Source organism: Streptomyces sp. NPDC028419, from assembly GCF_055565515.1.
Genome location: NZ_JBVHUE010000014.1, coordinates 1 through 16,194 on the forward strand (window position 1 = coordinate 1; position 16,194 = coordinate 16,194).

A 16,194-nucleotide genomic window follows, 5' to 3' on the forward strand; every position below is an offset into this window, starting at 1 on the left:
CCCCCCCCCCCCCCCCCCCCCCCCCCCCCCCCCCCCCCCCCCCCCCCCCCCCCCCCCCCCCCCCCCCCCCCCCCCCCCCCCCCCCCCCGGAGGGAAGAGGCGGGAACGGGTACGGCTAGACCCGCTCCTGCGCCAGCGCGGCGGCGGAGGCGTCGGAGGAGGTGACCACGCGGGTCGCGCGGGGCGGCGTACGGCGGTCCAGGCGCAGGGAGACGACGGCCAGCGCGATCGCGGTGACCGTCATGGCGGCGCCCGCCCAGGCGGTGGCGGCGAAGCCCCAGCCCGCGTCGATGACCGTACCGCCGAGCCAGGGACCGCCGGTGTTGCCCAGGTTGAAGGCGGCCGTGGTGGTGGCCCCGGCCAGGGTGGGGGCGGCGCCCGCCACGTTGAACATGCGGGCGTTGAGCGCCGGGGCCGTGAAGAAGGCCGAGAAGCCGAGCAGGAACGCCAGCGCGATCGCGGCCACCTGCGCGGACGCCAGCAGCGCGAGGGCGGTCAGGAAGACGGTGGAGGCGCTGATGCCCCACAGCAGCACCCCGAAGAGGTGCGCGTCGGCGACCCGGCCGCCCACGGTCGTACCGACGAGCGCGCCGACGCCGAAGAGGCCCAGGATCCACGGGACCCAGGCCGAGTCCAGCCCGGCGACCTCGGTGAGCAGCGGCGAGAGGTAGCTGAAGGCGCAGAAGACGCCGCCCGCGGCGAGCGCGGTGACGCCGATGGACAGCCAGACCTGGCGGTCGCGGTAGATGGCCAACTCGCGCACCAGGCGCGGCTTCTCGTCGGCCAGCGGGATCGGCGGGATCAGCGCGAGGATGCCGACGAGGGCGATGGCGGAGGCGGCGCCGACCGACCAGAAGGCGGAGCGCCAGCCGAGGTGCTCGCCCAGGAAGGCGCCGGCCGGGACGCCCAGGACGTTCGCGATGGACAGGCCGCCGATCATGACCGCCATCGCGCGGGCCCGCTGGTGCCGCTCGACCATGGCGATCGCGACGGCCGCGCCGACGGCCCAGAAGCCGGCGCAGGCGAGGGCGGAGACGATGCGGGAGGCGAAGAGCAGCTCGTAGGTCGGGGCGAGCGCGCCCGCCACCTGCCCGAGGCCGAAGAGGCTGATGAGGGAGACGAGGGTGGTGCGGCGGGGGAGGCGCAGGGTGGCCACGGCGAGCAGCGGGGCGCCGACGACCATGCCGATCGCGAAGGCGGATATGAGCAGACCCGCCTGCGGGATGCTGACGCCCATGTCCTCTGCGATCGGTGGCAGCAGCCCGGACAGCATGAACTCGCTGGTCCCGAGGGCGAAGACGGAGAGGCCGAGGACGTAGACGGCGACGGGCATGCGGGTGCGTTCGGCTGCTGCGGGCATGCCTTGCACCAACGACGCGGAACGTTTCCGCATTCCCGGTGATTCCCTTTTATGGGTTTTTATTCTGGATGCGCCTCTTGTTCCAGCGCGGCCGCCTCGGCGGCGAGGTTGGCGCGCGCCGGGGCCTCCCAGTGGGCGGCGCCGTACGGGGTGCGGAAGAGCCGGGGCAGGGCGAGGAGCTGGCGCAGTACGGCGACGCGCCCGGCGCGGAAGGTCGCGTCGGGGACGAAGTCGTACTCCTCGCGGACGGCGGCGGCGTAGGCGGCGTAGGCGTCCGGGGCGCCGGCCAGGACCGCGAGGTCCGCGTCGCAGAGCACTTCGCCGTCGGTGTCGCCGGGGGCCGGGTCGTGGGTGACGGTGAGCCGGACGAGGCGGGCGACCTCGGCGGTGCGGGCCGCGTCGATGCCGAGTTCGGGCAGGGCGCGCTCGGCGAGGGCCGCGCTGCGCTCCTCGTTCTCGGAGCGGTCCGGGCGGTAGACGGCGTCGTGGAACCAGGCGGCGAGGCGGACGGCGCTCGGGTCGGCGGCGTGCGCGGCCAGGGTGTCGACGTGTGCGAGCACGGCGGCCAGGTGCGCGGTCGAGTGGTAGCGGCGCTGGGGTTCGGCCCAGGCGGCGAGCAGCCGGTCGGCGTAGGGGTCGGGGTCGCGGTCGGCTCCGGCCTCGGTGGCGGTCCGGTGCCAGGCGGCGCGGAGGTCCGTGTCGGTGTCCTGCTGGCGCTGCGGTGTGTCGGAGTCCATGCGCACATTGTGCGGGTGGCGTGATTGTGCTGGTGAAGGGTGCTGGCGGAGCCGTACCCTGGACATTGGACTAGACCTATTTTCCATACCAGTCATACGAGCAGCAATCAGAAGGATGGGGTCAAATGAGCAACCGTGCGCTCCTGGAGGTGATCGCCCTCGACGTGGAGGACGCGGTCGCGGCCCAGGCCGGTGGGGCGGACCGTCTCGAACTGGTCACCGACATGGCGGCCGACGGGCTCACCCCGCCGCGCGAGACCTTCGCGGCGATCCGGGCGGCGGTGGACATCCCGCTGCGCGTGATGCTGCGGGCGGCGGACGGGTTCGGCGCGGGCGACGTCGAGGGGCTCCTCAAGGACGCGCGGGCGCTGCGGGCGGAGGGGGCGCAGGAGTTCGTGCTCGGCTTCCTGAACGGCGACGGGAGCCCGGACCTCGCGGCCGTCGAGGCGCTGGTGGCGGAGCTGGACGGTTGCCGGTGGACCTTCCACCGGGCCATCGACCGGGCCGCGGACCGGGACGGCCTGCGCAAGGCGCTCGCGGATCTGCCGGGCCTGGACACCTACCTGACGGCGGGCGCCGCCGAGGGTGTGGACGCCGGCATGGCGACCCTGCTGGCGGAGGCCGCGCGGGGCGGCGAGCCGGGGTACGGGGCGCGGATCCTGGTCGGCGGCGGCCTCGGGCTGCACCACCTGCCCGAGCTGCGGGCGGCGGGCGTGGACGCCTTCCACATCGGCGGGGCGGCCCGGCCCGAGGGCTGGTCGGCCCCGGTCAACCCGGCGGCGGTGGCGCGGTGGCGCGAGGCCCTGGCCTGACGCCGCCCGCGGCGACCGGGCCCGGGAATCACCCCGGCCCCGGCCCCGGCCGCCCGCACCTCCGGCCCTCCGGGGACGCCTCAAACGCCGGCGAGGCTGCATCGGCCCGGCCGTCCCCATCGAGCCCGCCCGGCGCCCGCACCTCCGGCCCGCTGCCCTCCGGGGGCGCCTCAAACGCCGGCGAGGCTGTATTGGCCCGGCCCCGACGGGAAACGCCGGCGAGGCTGCGTTGGCCCGGTCATCCCCATCGAGCCCGCGCGGCGCCCGCACCTGCGGTCCGCTGCCCTCCGGGGGCGCCTCAAACGCCGGCGAGGCTGTATTGGCCCGGTCCCGACGGCAAGCGCCGGCGAGGCTGCGTTGGCCCGGTCCCGACGGGAAACGCCGGCGAGGCTGCAGTGGCCCGGCCATCAAGCCCCGCCGGCGTTTGAGGCGCCCCCGGAGGGCATGCGAGCCGCAGGCGTCCAGGGGGGCCGGCTCCTCGCGGCGCTGGCCCGGTCCCGACGGGAAACGCCGGCGAGGCTGCAGTGGCCCGGCCATCAAGCCCCGCCGGCGTTTGAGGCGCCCCCCGGAGGGGATGCGGGGCGTAGGCGTCCAGCGTCGTGGCGCCCCCCGGGAACGGACGGCTCAGACCAGCGCCCCCGGCAGGGCTTCCGCATGCAAGGCCGTCAGGCCCGAGACCGCACGGGTCAGGCAGACGTACAGCCGCCGCAACCCGGTCCGCTCGTCCGGCTCGCCCGCCACGATCGCCCCCGGCTCGTCCAGGACCACGTAGTCGTACTCCAGACCCTTCGCCAACGACGCCGGCACCAGCGTCAACCGCGACTCGGCCGTGGTCTCCTCACCCGGCGCCAGATACGGCAGGCCGTCCGCGACCAGCGCCCCGCCCAGCTCCTCGATCCGCGCGTCCGCCGCGATCAGCCCGATCGACCCCTCGTGCACGAGCGCCGCCCGGCAGGCCGCCACCACGGCCCCGGTCAGCTCCCCGGCCGCCACCTCCCGCACGTCCAGCGACCCCGGCGTCTCACGCACCGAGGACACGGGCGCCAGCCCGGGCGAGATCCGCGGCAGCAGCCGCGAGGCGTACGCGATCACCTCGCGCGGCACGCGGAAGCCGGCCGTCAGCTCCTCCAGCACCGCCTCCGGCTTGCCCAGGTGCCCCAGCGCCTCCGCCCAGCTCCGCGTGGCCCACGGCGTGGTCCCCTGGGCCAGGTCGCCCAGTACCGTCGCCGAGCCCGTCGTGCAGCGCCGCCCCACCGCCCGGTACTGCATCGGGGACAGGTCCTGCGCCTCGTCGAGGACGACGTGGCCGAGCGAGTGCGTGCGCTCCACCAGGTCGCTCGCCTCGTCGATCAGGACCAGGTCGGCCGGCGACCACTTCGCGGACTTCACGCTGCGGAAGGGCTTCGGCCACAGCAACAGCCGCTGCTCGTCCTCGTCGAGGATCCCGGCGGCGTGCTCCGCGAGGAACTCCGGCTCGGAGAGCAGCCGCAGCACCAGCTTCGCCGGATCCACCGGCGGCCACGCCTGCTTGACGACCGCCTTGACGGCGGGGTTGCGGGCCACCGCGTCCTGGACGCGGTCGTCGGGAGCCTCGCCCGCCTGTTCCATCCGGACGAGCACGGTGTGCGCGATGCGCTGCGGGAGCGCGTCGTGGGCGGCGCCGTAGCGGATGTCGCGGTTCTGGAGCTCTTCGACGATCTCGGCGAGTTCGTACGCCGGGACCCGCCAGCGGCGCGACCCGCGGACCACCATCAGCGGCTCGGTCGGCGGCGTGACGTGCGACCGTACGGCCCGGCGCAGCACCTCCGCCATCCTGGCGTCGCCCTTGACCACGGCCGTGGCGGCCCCGTCCACGGCCCGGACCTCGGCCACGCCCGGGCGGGCCACCAGGTCGTCGACGGTCGCCTGCTTGACCTCCAGCTCGCCCAGGGCCGGCAGGACCTGCTCGATGTAGTGGAGGAAGGAACGGTTCGGCCCGATGACCAGGGTGCCGGTGCGGGCGAGCCGGTCGCGGTGCGCGTAGAGGAGGTAGGCGACGCGGTGCAGGCCGACGGCGGTCTTTCCGGTGCCGGGGCCGCCCTGGACGCAGACCGAGCCGCCGAGGCCGGAGCGGACGATCTCGTCCTGCTCCGGCTGGATCGTGGCGACGATGTCGCGCATCGGACCGACGCGCGGGCGTTCGATCTCCTGCTGGAGGAGCTTGCTGACGGCGGACGCCTCGGCGGGGTCGGAGAGGTGCTCGTCCTCGTACGCCGTCAGCTCGCCGCCCGTGTACCCGAAGCGGCGGCGCAGCCCGATGTCCTGCGGGTCCTTCTTCGAGGCGCGGTAGAAGGGCTGGGAGACGGGCGCACGCCAGTCGATGACCATCGGGTCGCCGCCCGCGTCGTGGACGTGGCGGCGGCCGATGTAGAACTGCTCGCCCTCCGCGCCCTCGGCCAGGGAAGCACCGGGCGCGTGGAGGTAGTTGAGGCGGCCGAAGAAGAGGGGCGTGTGGGCCAGGTCCGCGAGGGCCTTGATCCGGTCGTCGATCTGGGCCTGCAGGACGACGGCGTTGACCCAGTTCGCGGTGACGTCGCGGATGTCGAGGGACTCGACGTCCTCGCGCATGGCGCGCAGCGCGGAACGGGACGCGGCGAGGTGGGCCCGTTCGCGGGCGAGCGGGTCGACGGACGGGTCGACGGACGGGTCGGCGGATGGCTCGGCGGACGGGTCGGCGGACGTCGCGGCCGACGACGTGGAACTACCTGCGGACACGGAACTGCCTCCAGCTGCTGATCTCTGTGATCGGACCGTCCGGTTTCCGAGCGGACGGCGGCTCTCCCCGGCGGCGTGATGGAGCGACGGCGGGAGGGGAGGCGGCAAGAGCGGAGATTGTAGTCAGCGCGGCGGCGCGGCGCGAACGGATTATCGGGGCCGCCGCGTGGTGCGGGGGTAGTACGGGAGGGGGAGCGGGCTCCCACTTCCGGCAGAGTCCCTAGGGGATGCCGTGCGTCGCGAGGAGGACGTGGGAGGGGGCGGGGTTCCGCCCCCAGGGCGATGTGACGGCCGGGCCGGAAAAGGACCATGGATACATGAGCACCGCCACCTTCACCCCGAGCCAGGGCCGCCACACTCGCGGCGCCACCACCACGACCTCCGTCGGCTCCGCCCCCGACGGCCACACCGCGAGAGCGGCCGGGCCCACGCACCCCGGTCAGCGCCGCAAGGGCGGTCTGCTGCGGGCCGCGAAGATATTCGCCGGGACCGCCGTGAGCGTGGTCCTGCTCGGTGAGTACGCCGAGGACGCCGGCGTCGTACGCCGCTGACGCCCCCGGCCCCTCACCGTGCGGCCACGATCCGCTAGTCGGAAGCCAGCAGCTCGTCCGCGTCCATGATCCGGTAGGCGTAGCCCTGCTCGGCCAGGAAGCGCTGGCGGTGGGCCGCGTAGTCCTGGTCGATCGTGTCCCGGGCCACCACCGAGTAGAAGCGGGCCTCGTGACCGTCCGCCTTCGGGCGCAGCACGCGGCCCAGGCGCTGTGCCTCCTCCTGGCGGGAGCCGAAGGTGCCCGACACCTGGATGGCCACCGTCGCCTCCGGCAGGTCGATCGAGAAGTTCGCGACCTTCGACACCACCAGCACGTTGATCTCGCCCTCGCGGAAGGCGTTGAAGAGCTTCTCCCGCTGCGCGTTCGAGGTCTCGCCCTTGATGACGGGCGCGTCCAGGTGCTCGCCCAGCTCGTCGAGCTGATCGATGTACTGGCCGATGACCAGCGTCTGCTCGCCCTTGTGCTTGCGCACCAACGCCTCGGTGACCTTCCGCTTCGTCGCGGTCGTCGCGCAGAAGCGGTACTTCTCCTCCGTCTCGGCCGTCGCGTAGGCGAGCCGCTCGCTCTCGGTGAGGTTGACCCGCACCTCGACGCAGTCGGCCGGCGCGATGTAGCCCTGCGCCTCGATCTCCTTCCACGGCGCGTCGAAGCGCTTGGGACCGATCAGCGAGAAGACGTCCGACTCGCGGCCGTCCTCGCGCACCAGCGTCGCGGTCAGCCCGAGCCGCCGCCGGGCCTGGAGGTCCGCCGTGAACTTGAAGACCGGCGCGGGCAGCAGGTGCACCTCGTCGTAGACGATCAGGCCCCAGTCCCGGGAGTCGAAGAGCTCCAGGTGCGGATAGATGCCCTTCCGCTTCGTCGTCAGGACCTGGTACGTCGCGATCGTGACCGGGCGGATCTCCTTGCGGGTGCCCGAGTACTCGCCGATCTCCTCCTCGGTGAGCGAGGTCCGCTTGATCAGCTCGTGCTTCCACTGACGGGCCGAGACGGTGTTCGTGACCAGGATCAGCGTGGTCGCCTTGGCCTGCGCCATGGCCCCGGCGCCCACCAGCGTCTTGCCCGCGCCGCAGGGCAGCACGACCACGCCCGAACCGCCGTGCCAGAAGCCCTCGACGGCCTGCTGCTGGTAGGGGCGCAGCGCCCAGCCGTCCTCGGCCAGCTCGATCGGGTGCGCCTCGCCGTCGACGTAACCGGCGAGGTCCTCGGCGGGCCAGCCCAGCTTGAGCAGGGTCTGCTTGATCTGCCCGCGCTCGGAGGGGTGCACGGCGACCGTGTCGGCGTCGAGCCGTGCGCCGACGAGCGGGGCGATCTTCTTGGAGCGCAGGATCTCCTCCAGCACCGGCCGGTCCGTGCTGGTCAGGACCAGCCCGTGCACGGGGTGCTTGGTGAGGGTGAGCCGCCCGTAGCGGGCCATCGTCTCGGCGACGTCGACGAGCAGCGCGTGCGGCACCGGATAGCGGGAGAACTCGACGAGCGCGTCCACGACCTGCTCGGCGTCGTGCCCGGCCGCCCGGGCGTTCCACAGCCCGAGCGGGGTGATCCGGTAGGTGTGGATGTGCTCGGGGGCCCGCTCCAGCTCGGCGAAGGGCGCGATCGCCCGCCGCGCGGCGGCGGACAGCTCGTGGTCGACCTCCAGCAGGAGGGTCTTGTCACTCTGGACGATCAGAGGCCCGTTCAAGAGCGTCCCTTTCCGGCGGTGTGACCGTCCGGGCGCGGACGGCCAAACCTCCAGTCTGCCGCATCCCCCGCCGGGTGTGGGGCTCCCGCGGGATCGCTCAGGCGCCCAGATGGGGCAATGGGGGCGCGGGGTAGGGCGTTTCGGTCGGGAGGAGGGCGCGGGCCGCGGTGTCGTCACCGGCACGGACCAGGGCGTGGATCTCGCGGGCCAGGGGGGTCACGTCGCGGATGGAGAGCGTCCACTCGTCGGCGTAGGCGCGGGAGGTGGATCCGGACAGGCCCAGTTGCAGGGACCGGTGGGGCAGCGCGTTCAGGTGGAGGTCGCGTTCGGGGTCCCACTGGACGCGGGCCGGGGCGGCGCGCAGCGCGTGGCGCCAGGTGGTGTGGTCGGGGTGGACGCCGGACTTGTAGTGGGACAGGCAGGCGTGGCGCAGCGCGTGGTCGAAGCCGGCCCGGGTGATCTCGATGGCGAGGACCGTCTCCTGGCCCTCCTTGGTGCCCCAGCCGCAGCGGTACATCATCCACAGGAACGACGGCTTGATCCACGTCATCCGGTCCCGCTTCCAGTCGGGCGGGAAGCGGCCGTCGCGGGCGGCCGGGAGGCCCAGCCTCGGGGAGTACGCCTGGTAGACGGTGATCGTGTCGGCGGTGTGCGCCGCCCGGATCCGGCGGGACGGTTCGGTGGACATGCCCCCAGGATCACCGCCCGCCGAGCCCCCGGGCCAGCGGTTTTCACATCTGGTCGTCGGCCAGCTCCGCCACGCCCGTGACCCGGTGCAGGGCGTACGTGCGGACCTCGTCCGCGGTGTGGTCGTAGCCGGTGACGTAGCCGCCCTCGACCCGGACCGGTGCGATCACGCGCTGGCTGGCCGCGCCGTCCGCGTTCACGTACCCGATCCACACCGCCGACCCGGTCAGCGCCGCCGCCTGCACGGTCGCCAGGGTCTCGGCCGCGCTGGTGCGCGGCAGTTCACCGGGCAGGTGAGCGGTTCCCGTGGTCGAAGCGGTCGGCGCGCTCTCCTTGCGCACCGCCGTCGCCGCCAGGTCGCCCGCGCGGATCGCCCGTACCGCCGCGCCCAGCAGCGTCGCGTCGGGCACCGGCGGCCCGTCCGGCACCGGGACGGGCGCGGCCCGGCGCGGGGTGCGGTGCGTGTCGGCCCGCGCCACCAGCACGTCACCGGTGCGCGACTCCGCGGCCGGGGCGTAGCCCATCGCCCGCAGCCCGTCGAGCAGCGCGCCCGGCTCGGCCTGCGCGGCCAGGACGGTCGGCGCGAGCCGGCGCAGCCCGAGCCCGGCCGAACGCTTGTCGGCGAGCAGCTCGCCGAGCACCGCGTCGTCGTCGCAGCGCACGTACGCGGAGGCCGCGCCCACGCGCAGGTGCCCGTGCCGCCGGGCCACGTCGTCGATCAGGTAGGTCAGCGGCTGCGGCACCGGCGTGCGGCTGTGCTCGGCCAGGAAGGAGTGCAGGTCGGAGGCGGTCCGCCCGGAGTCCAGGGCGCGGCGCACGGAGCCGGGCGTGAAGCGGTACACCGTCGCCCCGCCCTTGGACTCCACGTCGGCGAGGACGGCCAGTACGTCCCCGAGCGGCCGCCGCAGCGGGCCCGGCGCGACGGCCGTCAGGTCGGCCTGGAGCAGGACGTGGTCCACCGGTTCCGGCAGCAGCGGCGCCAGCAGCGGCCCCGGGTCCTGATGCGAGAGCAGCGCCCGACCGGGGCCCGAGAGCGCCCCGCGCCCGGTCACCCCGAGCAGCTCCGCCTCGTCCAGGGTCCAGCGCGCGAGGCGGGCCCGCAGCTCGCTGGTGCCGCGCACCGGGCGCTCCCAGGCGAGGCGGGCGAGCAGGTCCGCCGGATCGGCGGAGCCGCCCTCGGGCAGCGCGGCGAGCAGTTCCAGGACCCGGCGGCGCACCTCGGGGGCGGCGCTGCGGTCCAGGTCGGGGCCGAGGACGGACAGGGTGCGGCCCTTGGCGTCCTGCTCCCCGGCCAGCGCGGCCGTCCGGGTGGCGGGGAGCCAGGCGACGGCGAGCGCCGACCACCGCTCGGCGGGCGGGAGTTCGACCCAGGTGTCGAAGGCGGGGGTCGGCGCGTACCGCTCGTCGGCCTCGCCATCGCTGGCCAACAGGCCGCTCGCGTAGGCGAGTTCGATCCAGAACGCGGCGAGGGACTCGGTGGTGTCCAGGGCGGTGGCGGTCCGCTTGAGGTCGCGGACGGCGAGGCCACCGGCGCGCAGCACGGCGGGGCCGGTGTGTTCCCAGTGCTTGACGAGCTCCTCGACGGTGGACAGCGCGGCGAGCGCCTGCCCGGCCGCGTTCGCGTCCACGAGCGGCGGACGGTGCTCGCGCGCGGCGGCCACCGTCGGAGCCACCGGTTCCACCGTCCGGTGGGCCAGCCCGCCGCGCAGGTGCAGGGCGACCTCGCGCGGCAGCACGACCGTGCGCGTCGAGGCGGGCAGCAGCAGCCCGCGGTCGCGCAACCAGCGCACGGGCGGCGTCGGGTTGGCGGTCACCTCCCCGTACGGCGGCCCCCACACCAGTCGGCCCAGCACCTGGTGGGCCTCGGCGGGGGCCTCGTCGAGCAGTGCCGACATCCGCTCCCCGTCGGTGAACAGGGCGGTCAGCGCGGACACCGCGGACACCGGGTCGTGGGTGGCGGGCAGTCCGGCGGCCAGCACGATCTCCTGGACCCGGCCCGGGGACATGCCCGCGGTCGCCTCGGCGACGGTCGGGCCGAGCCCGGTGGGGGAGGGGCGGGAGGCGGAGGGGGCGAGCAACTCGCGCGCGGTGCGCACCAGTCGCAGCGCGTCGTCCCCGCCCCATACGAGGGCCTGGTCGCGCAGGGTCCGCAGGGCCCCGGGCAGCGCGGCCCGCACGGCGTCGGCGAGCGGCGCGCGGTCGTCCTCGCCGCCCGGGGCCGTACCGGTGAGCAGGGCCTCCAGCACCGGGTACGGGCACGGGTCCGGGGCCACCGCCAGCGCTTCCGCGCACTGGAGGGCGAAACGGTCCAGGTGTTCCAGGGCGCGCACCACCGACGCGCGGGTCCCGGCCCGGGTCGCCAGTTGGGTGACGTCGCCGGGCACCGGGTTCAGCAGGTCCGGCCGGGCGCGCAGCAGTGCGGCGAGCGCGGCGTCGTCACGGGCGCGCAGCGCCTCGGCCAGGGAACGCGGAGCGGTCCCTGCGGTGCTTGCCTCGGGCACGGTCGCCTCCTGGTCGCGTCGGCCGGTCGTCGGCCGGTCCCCATCCGGTCCACGTTATCCGCTGCGTGGGCGGCGGCTCCACGGGCGCACGCGCTACCTTTCGACGAGGTGGTACGGGAGGAGCCGGGGCGTGGGGATCGAGAGCGACCATCTGGTCTACGAATATCTGAGCCGGGTCGGCGACTTGGCCCAGCGGCGCCAGCTGGCGTCGGCCGACCGGATGCGGCTGGTGTCGGGCCTGCGGGACGAGATCGACCGGCGCCGCGCGAAGTACGACCCGGACACGCCGGCCGCCGTGCGCCGCATCCTCGACCGGATCGGCAGCCCCGAGGAGATCCTGGACGCGCTGGCGGCGGGCCGTGACCCGGCGCCGGCCCCGGAGCCGGCCCCGGCGCCGGGGGGTGTGCCCGTACAGCGGGGGCCGGGGCGGCTGCTCGGCCGCAAGCCGGTCCCGCCGCCGCGGCCCGCGGAGCCGACGGCGCCCGCGCCGGCCGGACCCGCGTCGCCGCACCTGGCCGGGATGGACGAACTCGGCCCCGACGGGGGCGGGTCGGCCGAGCCCGACTGGTGGCGGGTCGGGCCGGGCGGCTACGGCGCCGGTCCGCAGGTCGAGGGTTTCGCGGGCGGCATCGAGATGCCGGACCTGCCGGACCTCTTCAAGGTCCCGGCGGAGGAGGACGAGGCGGCCGAGGCCGCCGCGACCGGGGCGGCGGGTACGGGCGGATCGCGGGGGCGGGCCGCGGTACGGGCGCTGCGCGAGCGGCGTCGGCGGCGCAAGGAGGCGGCGGCCGCCGCGGGCGAGGTCGTGTCCGGGAAACCGCGGCCGCACGCCTTCCTGGTGCTCGCGGCGCTGCTGCTGGCGGTCGGTGTGGTCACCGGGTACTGGGTGCTGCTCGGGCTCGGCTGGTTGGTGGCCTACCTCTCGCGGGTGCTCGGGCCCACCGAGAAGAAGTGGGTGGTGTTCGGGCTGCCGGGGGTGGTGTTCGCGGGTGCGGTGGTGTGGGTGTGGGGGCGGATGAACGGCCACTGGGGTGACCCGATCGTCGACGGCCACCTCGGCGAGGCCTTCCATGGCATGTGGCCCTGGCTGGTCCGCGGCGCCGCCGTAGCCTCGGCCCTGCACCTAACCTGGCGAGCCCACCGCCGCTGACCCACCCCGGCCAGCCGCCTCAACCGCCGTCGAGGCCGGAGGTGGTCCGCCGGCCCGGCAGATCCAGCCTGACCAGTGCCCGCTGGCCCCCGGGCTCCGCCCGGACCCGCGCCTCAAACGCCGGCGGGGCTGGAGGTGGGCCGCCGGCCCGCCAGATCCAGCCTGGCTGGTGCTGCTGGCCCGCCACATCTAGCCCGCCCGGCGTTTGAGGGCGCCCGCCGGAGGCGGGTTGTGGGGGCGGTGCTGCGCTGGGCCCCCGGGCTCTGCCCGGACCCGCGCCTCGAACGCCGGCGGGGCTGGAGGGGGCCCGCCCGGCGCCCCGCCGGAGGCTAGGGGGACCAGGGGGAGGTGGGGATGATGAGGGGGGAGGCGGTGACGGGGTCCGGGATGACCAGGGAGGTGAGGCCGAAGACCTCGTGGACCAGGTCGGCCGTGACGACGGCGGAGGGCGGACCCTGCGCCACCACCCGCCCCGCCTTCATCGCCACCAGATGATCCGCGTACCGCGCGGCCTGGTTGAGGTCGTGCAGGACGGCCACCACCGTCCGCCCCCGCTCATGGTTGAGCCTCCGCACCAGATCCAGCACCTCCACCTGATGCGCGATGTCCAGGAACGTCGTCGGCTCGTCCAGCAGCAGCAGGTCCGTCTCCTGCGCCAGCGCCATCGCGATCCACACCCGCTGCCGCTGCCCGCCGGACAACGCGTCCACGGGCCGGTCCGCCAGGTCGGCGACCGACGTCCGCTCCATCGCCGCGACCACGGCCCGCTCGTCCGCCTCGGACCACTGCTGCCACCACCGCTGGTGCGGCTGGCGCCCGCGCGCCACCAGGTCCGCGACCGTGATCGCCTCCGGTGCGACCGGGGACTGCGGGAGCAGCCCGATGGCCTGCGCGATCCGCCGCGTGGGCAGCGAGGCGAGCGCCTCGCCGTCCAACAGGACCGCCCCCGCCCGCGGCTTCAGCAGCCGCCCCAGCGCCCGCAGGGTGGTGGACTTCCCGCAGGCGTTCGGCCCGACGATCACCGTCACCTTCCCGTCCGGGACGGACAGGTCGAGGTCCTCCACGACGACCCGGTCCTCGTACGCGAGCGTCAGCCCGCTCGCCGTCAGACGACTCATGCCTTGCCTCCACTACGAACACCACGAACACCACGGCTGCGCACGATCAGCCAGATCAGGTACGGCGCCCCCACCGCGGCGGTCAGCACGCCCACGGGAAGCTCGGTCGGCGACAGCAGCCGGCGCGCCAACAGGTCGCCCAGGACCACGATCACGGCGCCGGTCAGCGCCGAGCACAGCAGCGGGATCTGCGCGGTCCGGGTCATCCGGCGCGCGATCTGCGGGGCCAGCAGCGCGACGAAGTCGACGGGCCCGGCCGCCCCCGTGGCCACCGACGCCAGGACCACGCCCAGCGCGACCAGCCCGAGCCGCACCGGCCCCAGCCTGACCCCGAGCGCGGTCGCGGTGTCGTCGTCGAGCGAGACCGTGCGCTGCGCCCGCGCCGCCCACAGCACGGCGGGCGTCAGCGCCAGCAGCACCCAGCCGAGCGGCGCCGCGATGTCCCAGCCGCGCCCGTTGAGGGAGCCGGTCATCCAGATCTGGGCCTGCTGGGCCACCAGGTAGTCGCCCTTGGTCATCAGCAGCGTCGTCATCGAACGCAGCGCGATGGCGAAGCCGATGCCGATGAGGACGAAGCGCCCCGCGTGCAGGCCGCCGCGCCAGGCGAAGACGTAGACGAGAGCGGCCGCGAGGAGCCCGCCGAGCACCGAGAGGTAGGGCAGGACGGCGTACGAGGTCACCCCGAAGGTCAGCGCCGCCACGGTGACCGCGCCCGCGCCCTGGCTGATCCCGATGATGTCGGGGCTGGCCAGCGGGTTGCGGGCGACGGTCTGGATCAGCGCGCCCGCGATCCCGAAGGCGATCCCGACCAGCAGCCCCACCGCCAGGCGGGGCAGCCGCAGGTCGGCGACGACCAGCTCGTCCTGGGAGGGCTGCCCCAGCAGCACCTTGACGACCTCGCCGGGCGCCACGAAGGACTCGCCGACGCAGAGGTACGCCACGCACACCGCGGCCAGCAGCCCCGCGAGGCAGAGCGCGACCACGGCGGCCCGCCGGTGCAGCAGGAACGATCCGCGCCCGGCGCGTACGAGCGCGTACCCGGCCGGTCGGGTCGAGGAGGTCGTGCTCACGCGGCCACCGCCTTGCGGCGGACCAGGGCGACCAGGAACGGCACCCCGATGAGCGCGGTCATCACCCCGGCCGGCACCTCGCCCGGCGGCACCACGACCCGCCCGACCACGTCCGCGACCAGCAGCATCACGGGCCCGATCAGCGCGGCCATCGGCAGCACCCAGCGGTGGTCGCCGCCCACCACGGCCCGCGCGATGTGCGGCACGGCCAGCCCGATGAAGGCGATCGGCCCGGCCGCCGCGACCCCGGCGCCGGTCAGCACGGTGGCCCCGAGGCCGCCGACGACGCGGACGGCGGCGACGTTCTGCCCCAGGCCCTTGGCGACGTCCTCGCCGAGCGCGAGCGCGTCCAGACCGCGCGCCACCGACGCCACGAGGACCGCCCCCACCAGCAGGAACGGCCAGATCTGGGAGACGACCTGGAGGTCGCGCCCGGCGACCGAGCCGACCTGCCAGAAGCGGAACTCGTCCAGCGTGGACGCCTTCGTCGTCAGGACCGCCATGGTGACGGAGGCGAGCAGCGCGTTGATCGCGGCCCCGCCGAGGGCGAGCTTCACGGGGGTCGCGCCCCCGCGCCCGCTCGCGGCGATGGCGTAGACGGCGACGGACGCCACCGCCGCCCCCGCGAAGGCGAACCACACGTAACCGGTGAGCGTGTGCACCCCGGCGAAGGCGATCGCGCAGACGACGGCGACCCCGGCGCCCTGGCTGATGCCGAGGATGCCGGGGTCGGCGATGGGGTTGCGGGTGATGCCCTGGAGGGTGGTCCCGGCGAGCGCGAGGCCCACGCCGACCATCAGGGCGACCAGGGTGCGCGGGACCCGCAGGCTGCGGACGACCTCGGCGTCGGGGGTGTGCGCGCCGCGGAACAGCGCGTCGAAGACCTCGGAGGGGGGTATGGAACGGGCGCCGACGGCGAGGCTGAGCACGACGGCGCACAGCAGCGCGGCGAGCGCGGCCACCGTCCAGCCGAGGCGACGGGCCGTCAGGGCGCGCCGCGGGGCGGCGCTGGGAGCGGGGGCTGACATCTCACCCAATTTCATGATCTGGTAAGGCGAGCCTAAGTCTACGTTCCCCCGCGTTCGCCCGGTCTCGGCACAATGGACGGCATGACTTCCCCCGCGTCTCCCGCGTCCCACCCCTTCACCGTCGGCTTCGACCTCGACATGACGCTCATCGATTCGCGCCCCGGCATCAAGGCCACCTTCGAGGTGCTCGCCGCCGAGACGGGCACGTTCATCGACGCCGCCGCGGCCGTCACCCGGCTCGGGCCGCCGCTGGAACAGGAGCTGGCGCACTGGTTCCCCGAGGAGCGGGTCGCGGAGATGGCCGACCGCTACCGGGCGATGTACCCGACGTACGCCATCGAGCCGAGCCCGGCGATGGGCGGGGCGCGCGAGGCGGTCGAGGCGGTGCGGGCGCTCGGCGGGCGGGCGATCGTGGTGACGGCGAAGTACGAGCCGAACGCGCGGCTGCACCTGACACACCTGGGCATCGAGCCCGACGCGGTGATCGGCTCGCTCTGGGCCGAGGCGAAGGCGGTCGCGCTGCGCGAGTACGGAGCGCGGGTCTACGTCGGCGACCACGTGGGCGACGTGCGCGGGGCGCGGACGGCGGGCGCGCTGTCGGTGGCCGTGCCGACCGGGCCCTGCCCCGCGCCGGAGCTGCGCGAGGCCGGCGCGGACGTGGTCCTGGCGGACCTGACGGAGCTGCCGGCCTGGCTGGAGCGGTACGTCGGCACCCACCTGCCCGCCGCGGTGGCCCAGGAGGCCTGAG

Annotated in this window: 13 protein-coding genes; 4 read left to right on the plus strand and 9 right to left on the minus strand. The window is 75.1% G+C overall.

Features of this window, described 5'->3' with window-relative positions:
- Nucleotides 1–115: 115 nt before the first annotated feature.
- Complete coding sequence (locus tag ACZ4UB_RS17780) at nt 116–1,333, minus strand: Cmx/CmrA family chloramphenicol efflux MFS transporter (RefSeq protein ID WP_354381326.1); 1,218 nt, start codon at nt 1,331–1,333, stop codon at nt 116–118.
- 86 nt (nt 1,334–1,419) lie between these two features.
- Complete coding sequence (locus ACZ4UB_RS17785; RefSeq protein ID WP_468071138.1) at nt 1,420–2,097, minus strand: HD domain-containing protein; 678 nt, start codon at nt 2,095–2,097, stop codon at nt 1,420–1,422.
- Between the two features lie 125 nt (nt 2,098–2,222).
- Between ACZ4UB_RS17785 and ACZ4UB_RS17790 the strand changes: the two genes are divergently transcribed.
- Nucleotides 2,223–2,909 (plus strand): copper homeostasis protein CutC, encoded by a 687-nt coding sequence (locus ACZ4UB_RS17790; protein ID WP_468071140.1) that lies wholly within the window; start codon nt 2,223–2,225, stop codon nt 2,907–2,909.
- Nucleotides 2,910–3,533: 624 nt separating this feature from the next.
- Here the strand turns inward: ACZ4UB_RS17790 and ACZ4UB_RS17795 are convergent.
- Nucleotides 3,534–5,516: a HelD family protein gene (locus tag ACZ4UB_RS17795; protein ID WP_468071398.1), complete on the minus strand. Its 1,983-nt coding sequence runs from the start codon at nt 5,514–5,516 to the stop codon at nt 3,534–3,536.
- A gap of 464 nt (nt 5,517–5,980) precedes the next feature.
- Between ACZ4UB_RS17795 and ACZ4UB_RS17800 the strand changes: the two genes are divergently transcribed.
- Complete coding sequence (locus tag ACZ4UB_RS17800) at nt 5,981–6,214, plus strand: hypothetical protein (RefSeq protein WP_468071142.1); 234 nt, start codon at nt 5,981–5,983, stop codon at nt 6,212–6,214.
- A 34-nt stretch (nt 6,215–6,248) separates the two neighbouring features.
- On the opposite strand, the gene ACZ4UB_RS17805 is transcribed toward ACZ4UB_RS17800, so the two are convergent.
- The 3 genes from ACZ4UB_RS17805 to ACZ4UB_RS17815 all read right to left on the minus strand — a co-directional run bounded on the left by ACZ4UB_RS17805 (nt 6,249) and on the right by ACZ4UB_RS17815 (nt 11,080).
- Entirely contained in the window at nt 6,249–7,892 is a 1,644-nt protein-coding gene (locus ACZ4UB_RS17805; protein WP_354381266.1) for a DNA repair helicase XPB, read from the minus strand.
- A 97-nt stretch (nt 7,893–7,989) separates the two neighbouring features.
- Nucleotides 7,990–8,580, minus strand: coding sequence for a DUF4291 domain-containing protein (locus ACZ4UB_RS17810; protein ID WP_468071144.1), 591 nt, complete (start codon nt 8,578–8,580; stop codon nt 7,990–7,992).
- A 43-nt stretch (nt 8,581–8,623) separates the two neighbouring features.
- Complete coding sequence (locus ACZ4UB_RS17815) at nt 8,624–11,080, minus strand: helicase-associated domain-containing protein (RefSeq protein WP_468071146.1); 2,457 nt, start codon at nt 11,078–11,080, stop codon at nt 8,624–8,626.
- A 130-nt stretch (nt 11,081–11,210) separates the two neighbouring features.
- Here ACZ4UB_RS17815 and ACZ4UB_RS17820 point away from each other — a divergent pair, with 130 nt between their 5' ends.
- Nucleotides 11,211–12,230 (plus strand): hypothetical protein, encoded by a 1,020-nt coding sequence (locus ACZ4UB_RS17820; protein WP_468071148.1) that lies wholly within the window; start codon nt 11,211–11,213, stop codon nt 12,228–12,230.
- Nucleotides 12,231–12,559: 329 nt separating this feature from the next.
- On the opposite strand, the gene ACZ4UB_RS17825 is transcribed toward ACZ4UB_RS17820, so the two are convergent.
- The 3 genes from ACZ4UB_RS17825 to ACZ4UB_RS17835 are packed head-to-tail and all read right to left on the minus strand — an operon-like array spanning nt 12,560 to nt 15,446.
- The gene (locus ACZ4UB_RS17825; RefSeq protein ID WP_468071150.1) at nt 12,560–13,348 is read right to left on the minus strand and encodes an ABC transporter ATP-binding protein; all 789 of its coding nucleotides are present in this window, start codon (nt 13,346–13,348) and stop codon (nt 12,560–12,562) included.
- Nucleotides 13,345–14,418, minus strand: coding sequence for a FecCD family ABC transporter permease (locus ACZ4UB_RS17830; RefSeq protein ID WP_468071152.1), 1,074 nt, complete (start codon nt 14,416–14,418; stop codon nt 13,345–13,347). The genes ACZ4UB_RS17825 and ACZ4UB_RS17830 overlap by 4 nt, the downstream gene beginning before the upstream one ends.
- Nucleotides 14,415–15,446 carry a FecCD family ABC transporter permease gene (locus ACZ4UB_RS17835; protein WP_399266646.1) on the minus strand — a complete coding sequence of 344 codons (1,032 nt, stop codon included), beginning with the start codon at nt 15,444–15,446 and terminating at the stop codon, nt 14,415–14,417. The genes ACZ4UB_RS17830 and ACZ4UB_RS17835 overlap by 4 nt, the downstream gene beginning before the upstream one ends.
- Before the next feature lie 81 nt (nt 15,447–15,527).
- Here ACZ4UB_RS17835 and ACZ4UB_RS17840 point away from each other — a divergent pair, with 81 nt between their 5' ends.
- The gene (locus ACZ4UB_RS17840) at nt 15,528–16,193 is read left to right on the plus strand and encodes an HAD family hydrolase (protein ID WP_468071155.1); all 666 of its coding nucleotides are present in this window, start codon (nt 15,528–15,530) and stop codon (nt 16,191–16,193) included.
- The last annotated feature ends 1 nt before the right edge of the window (nt 16,194 follow it).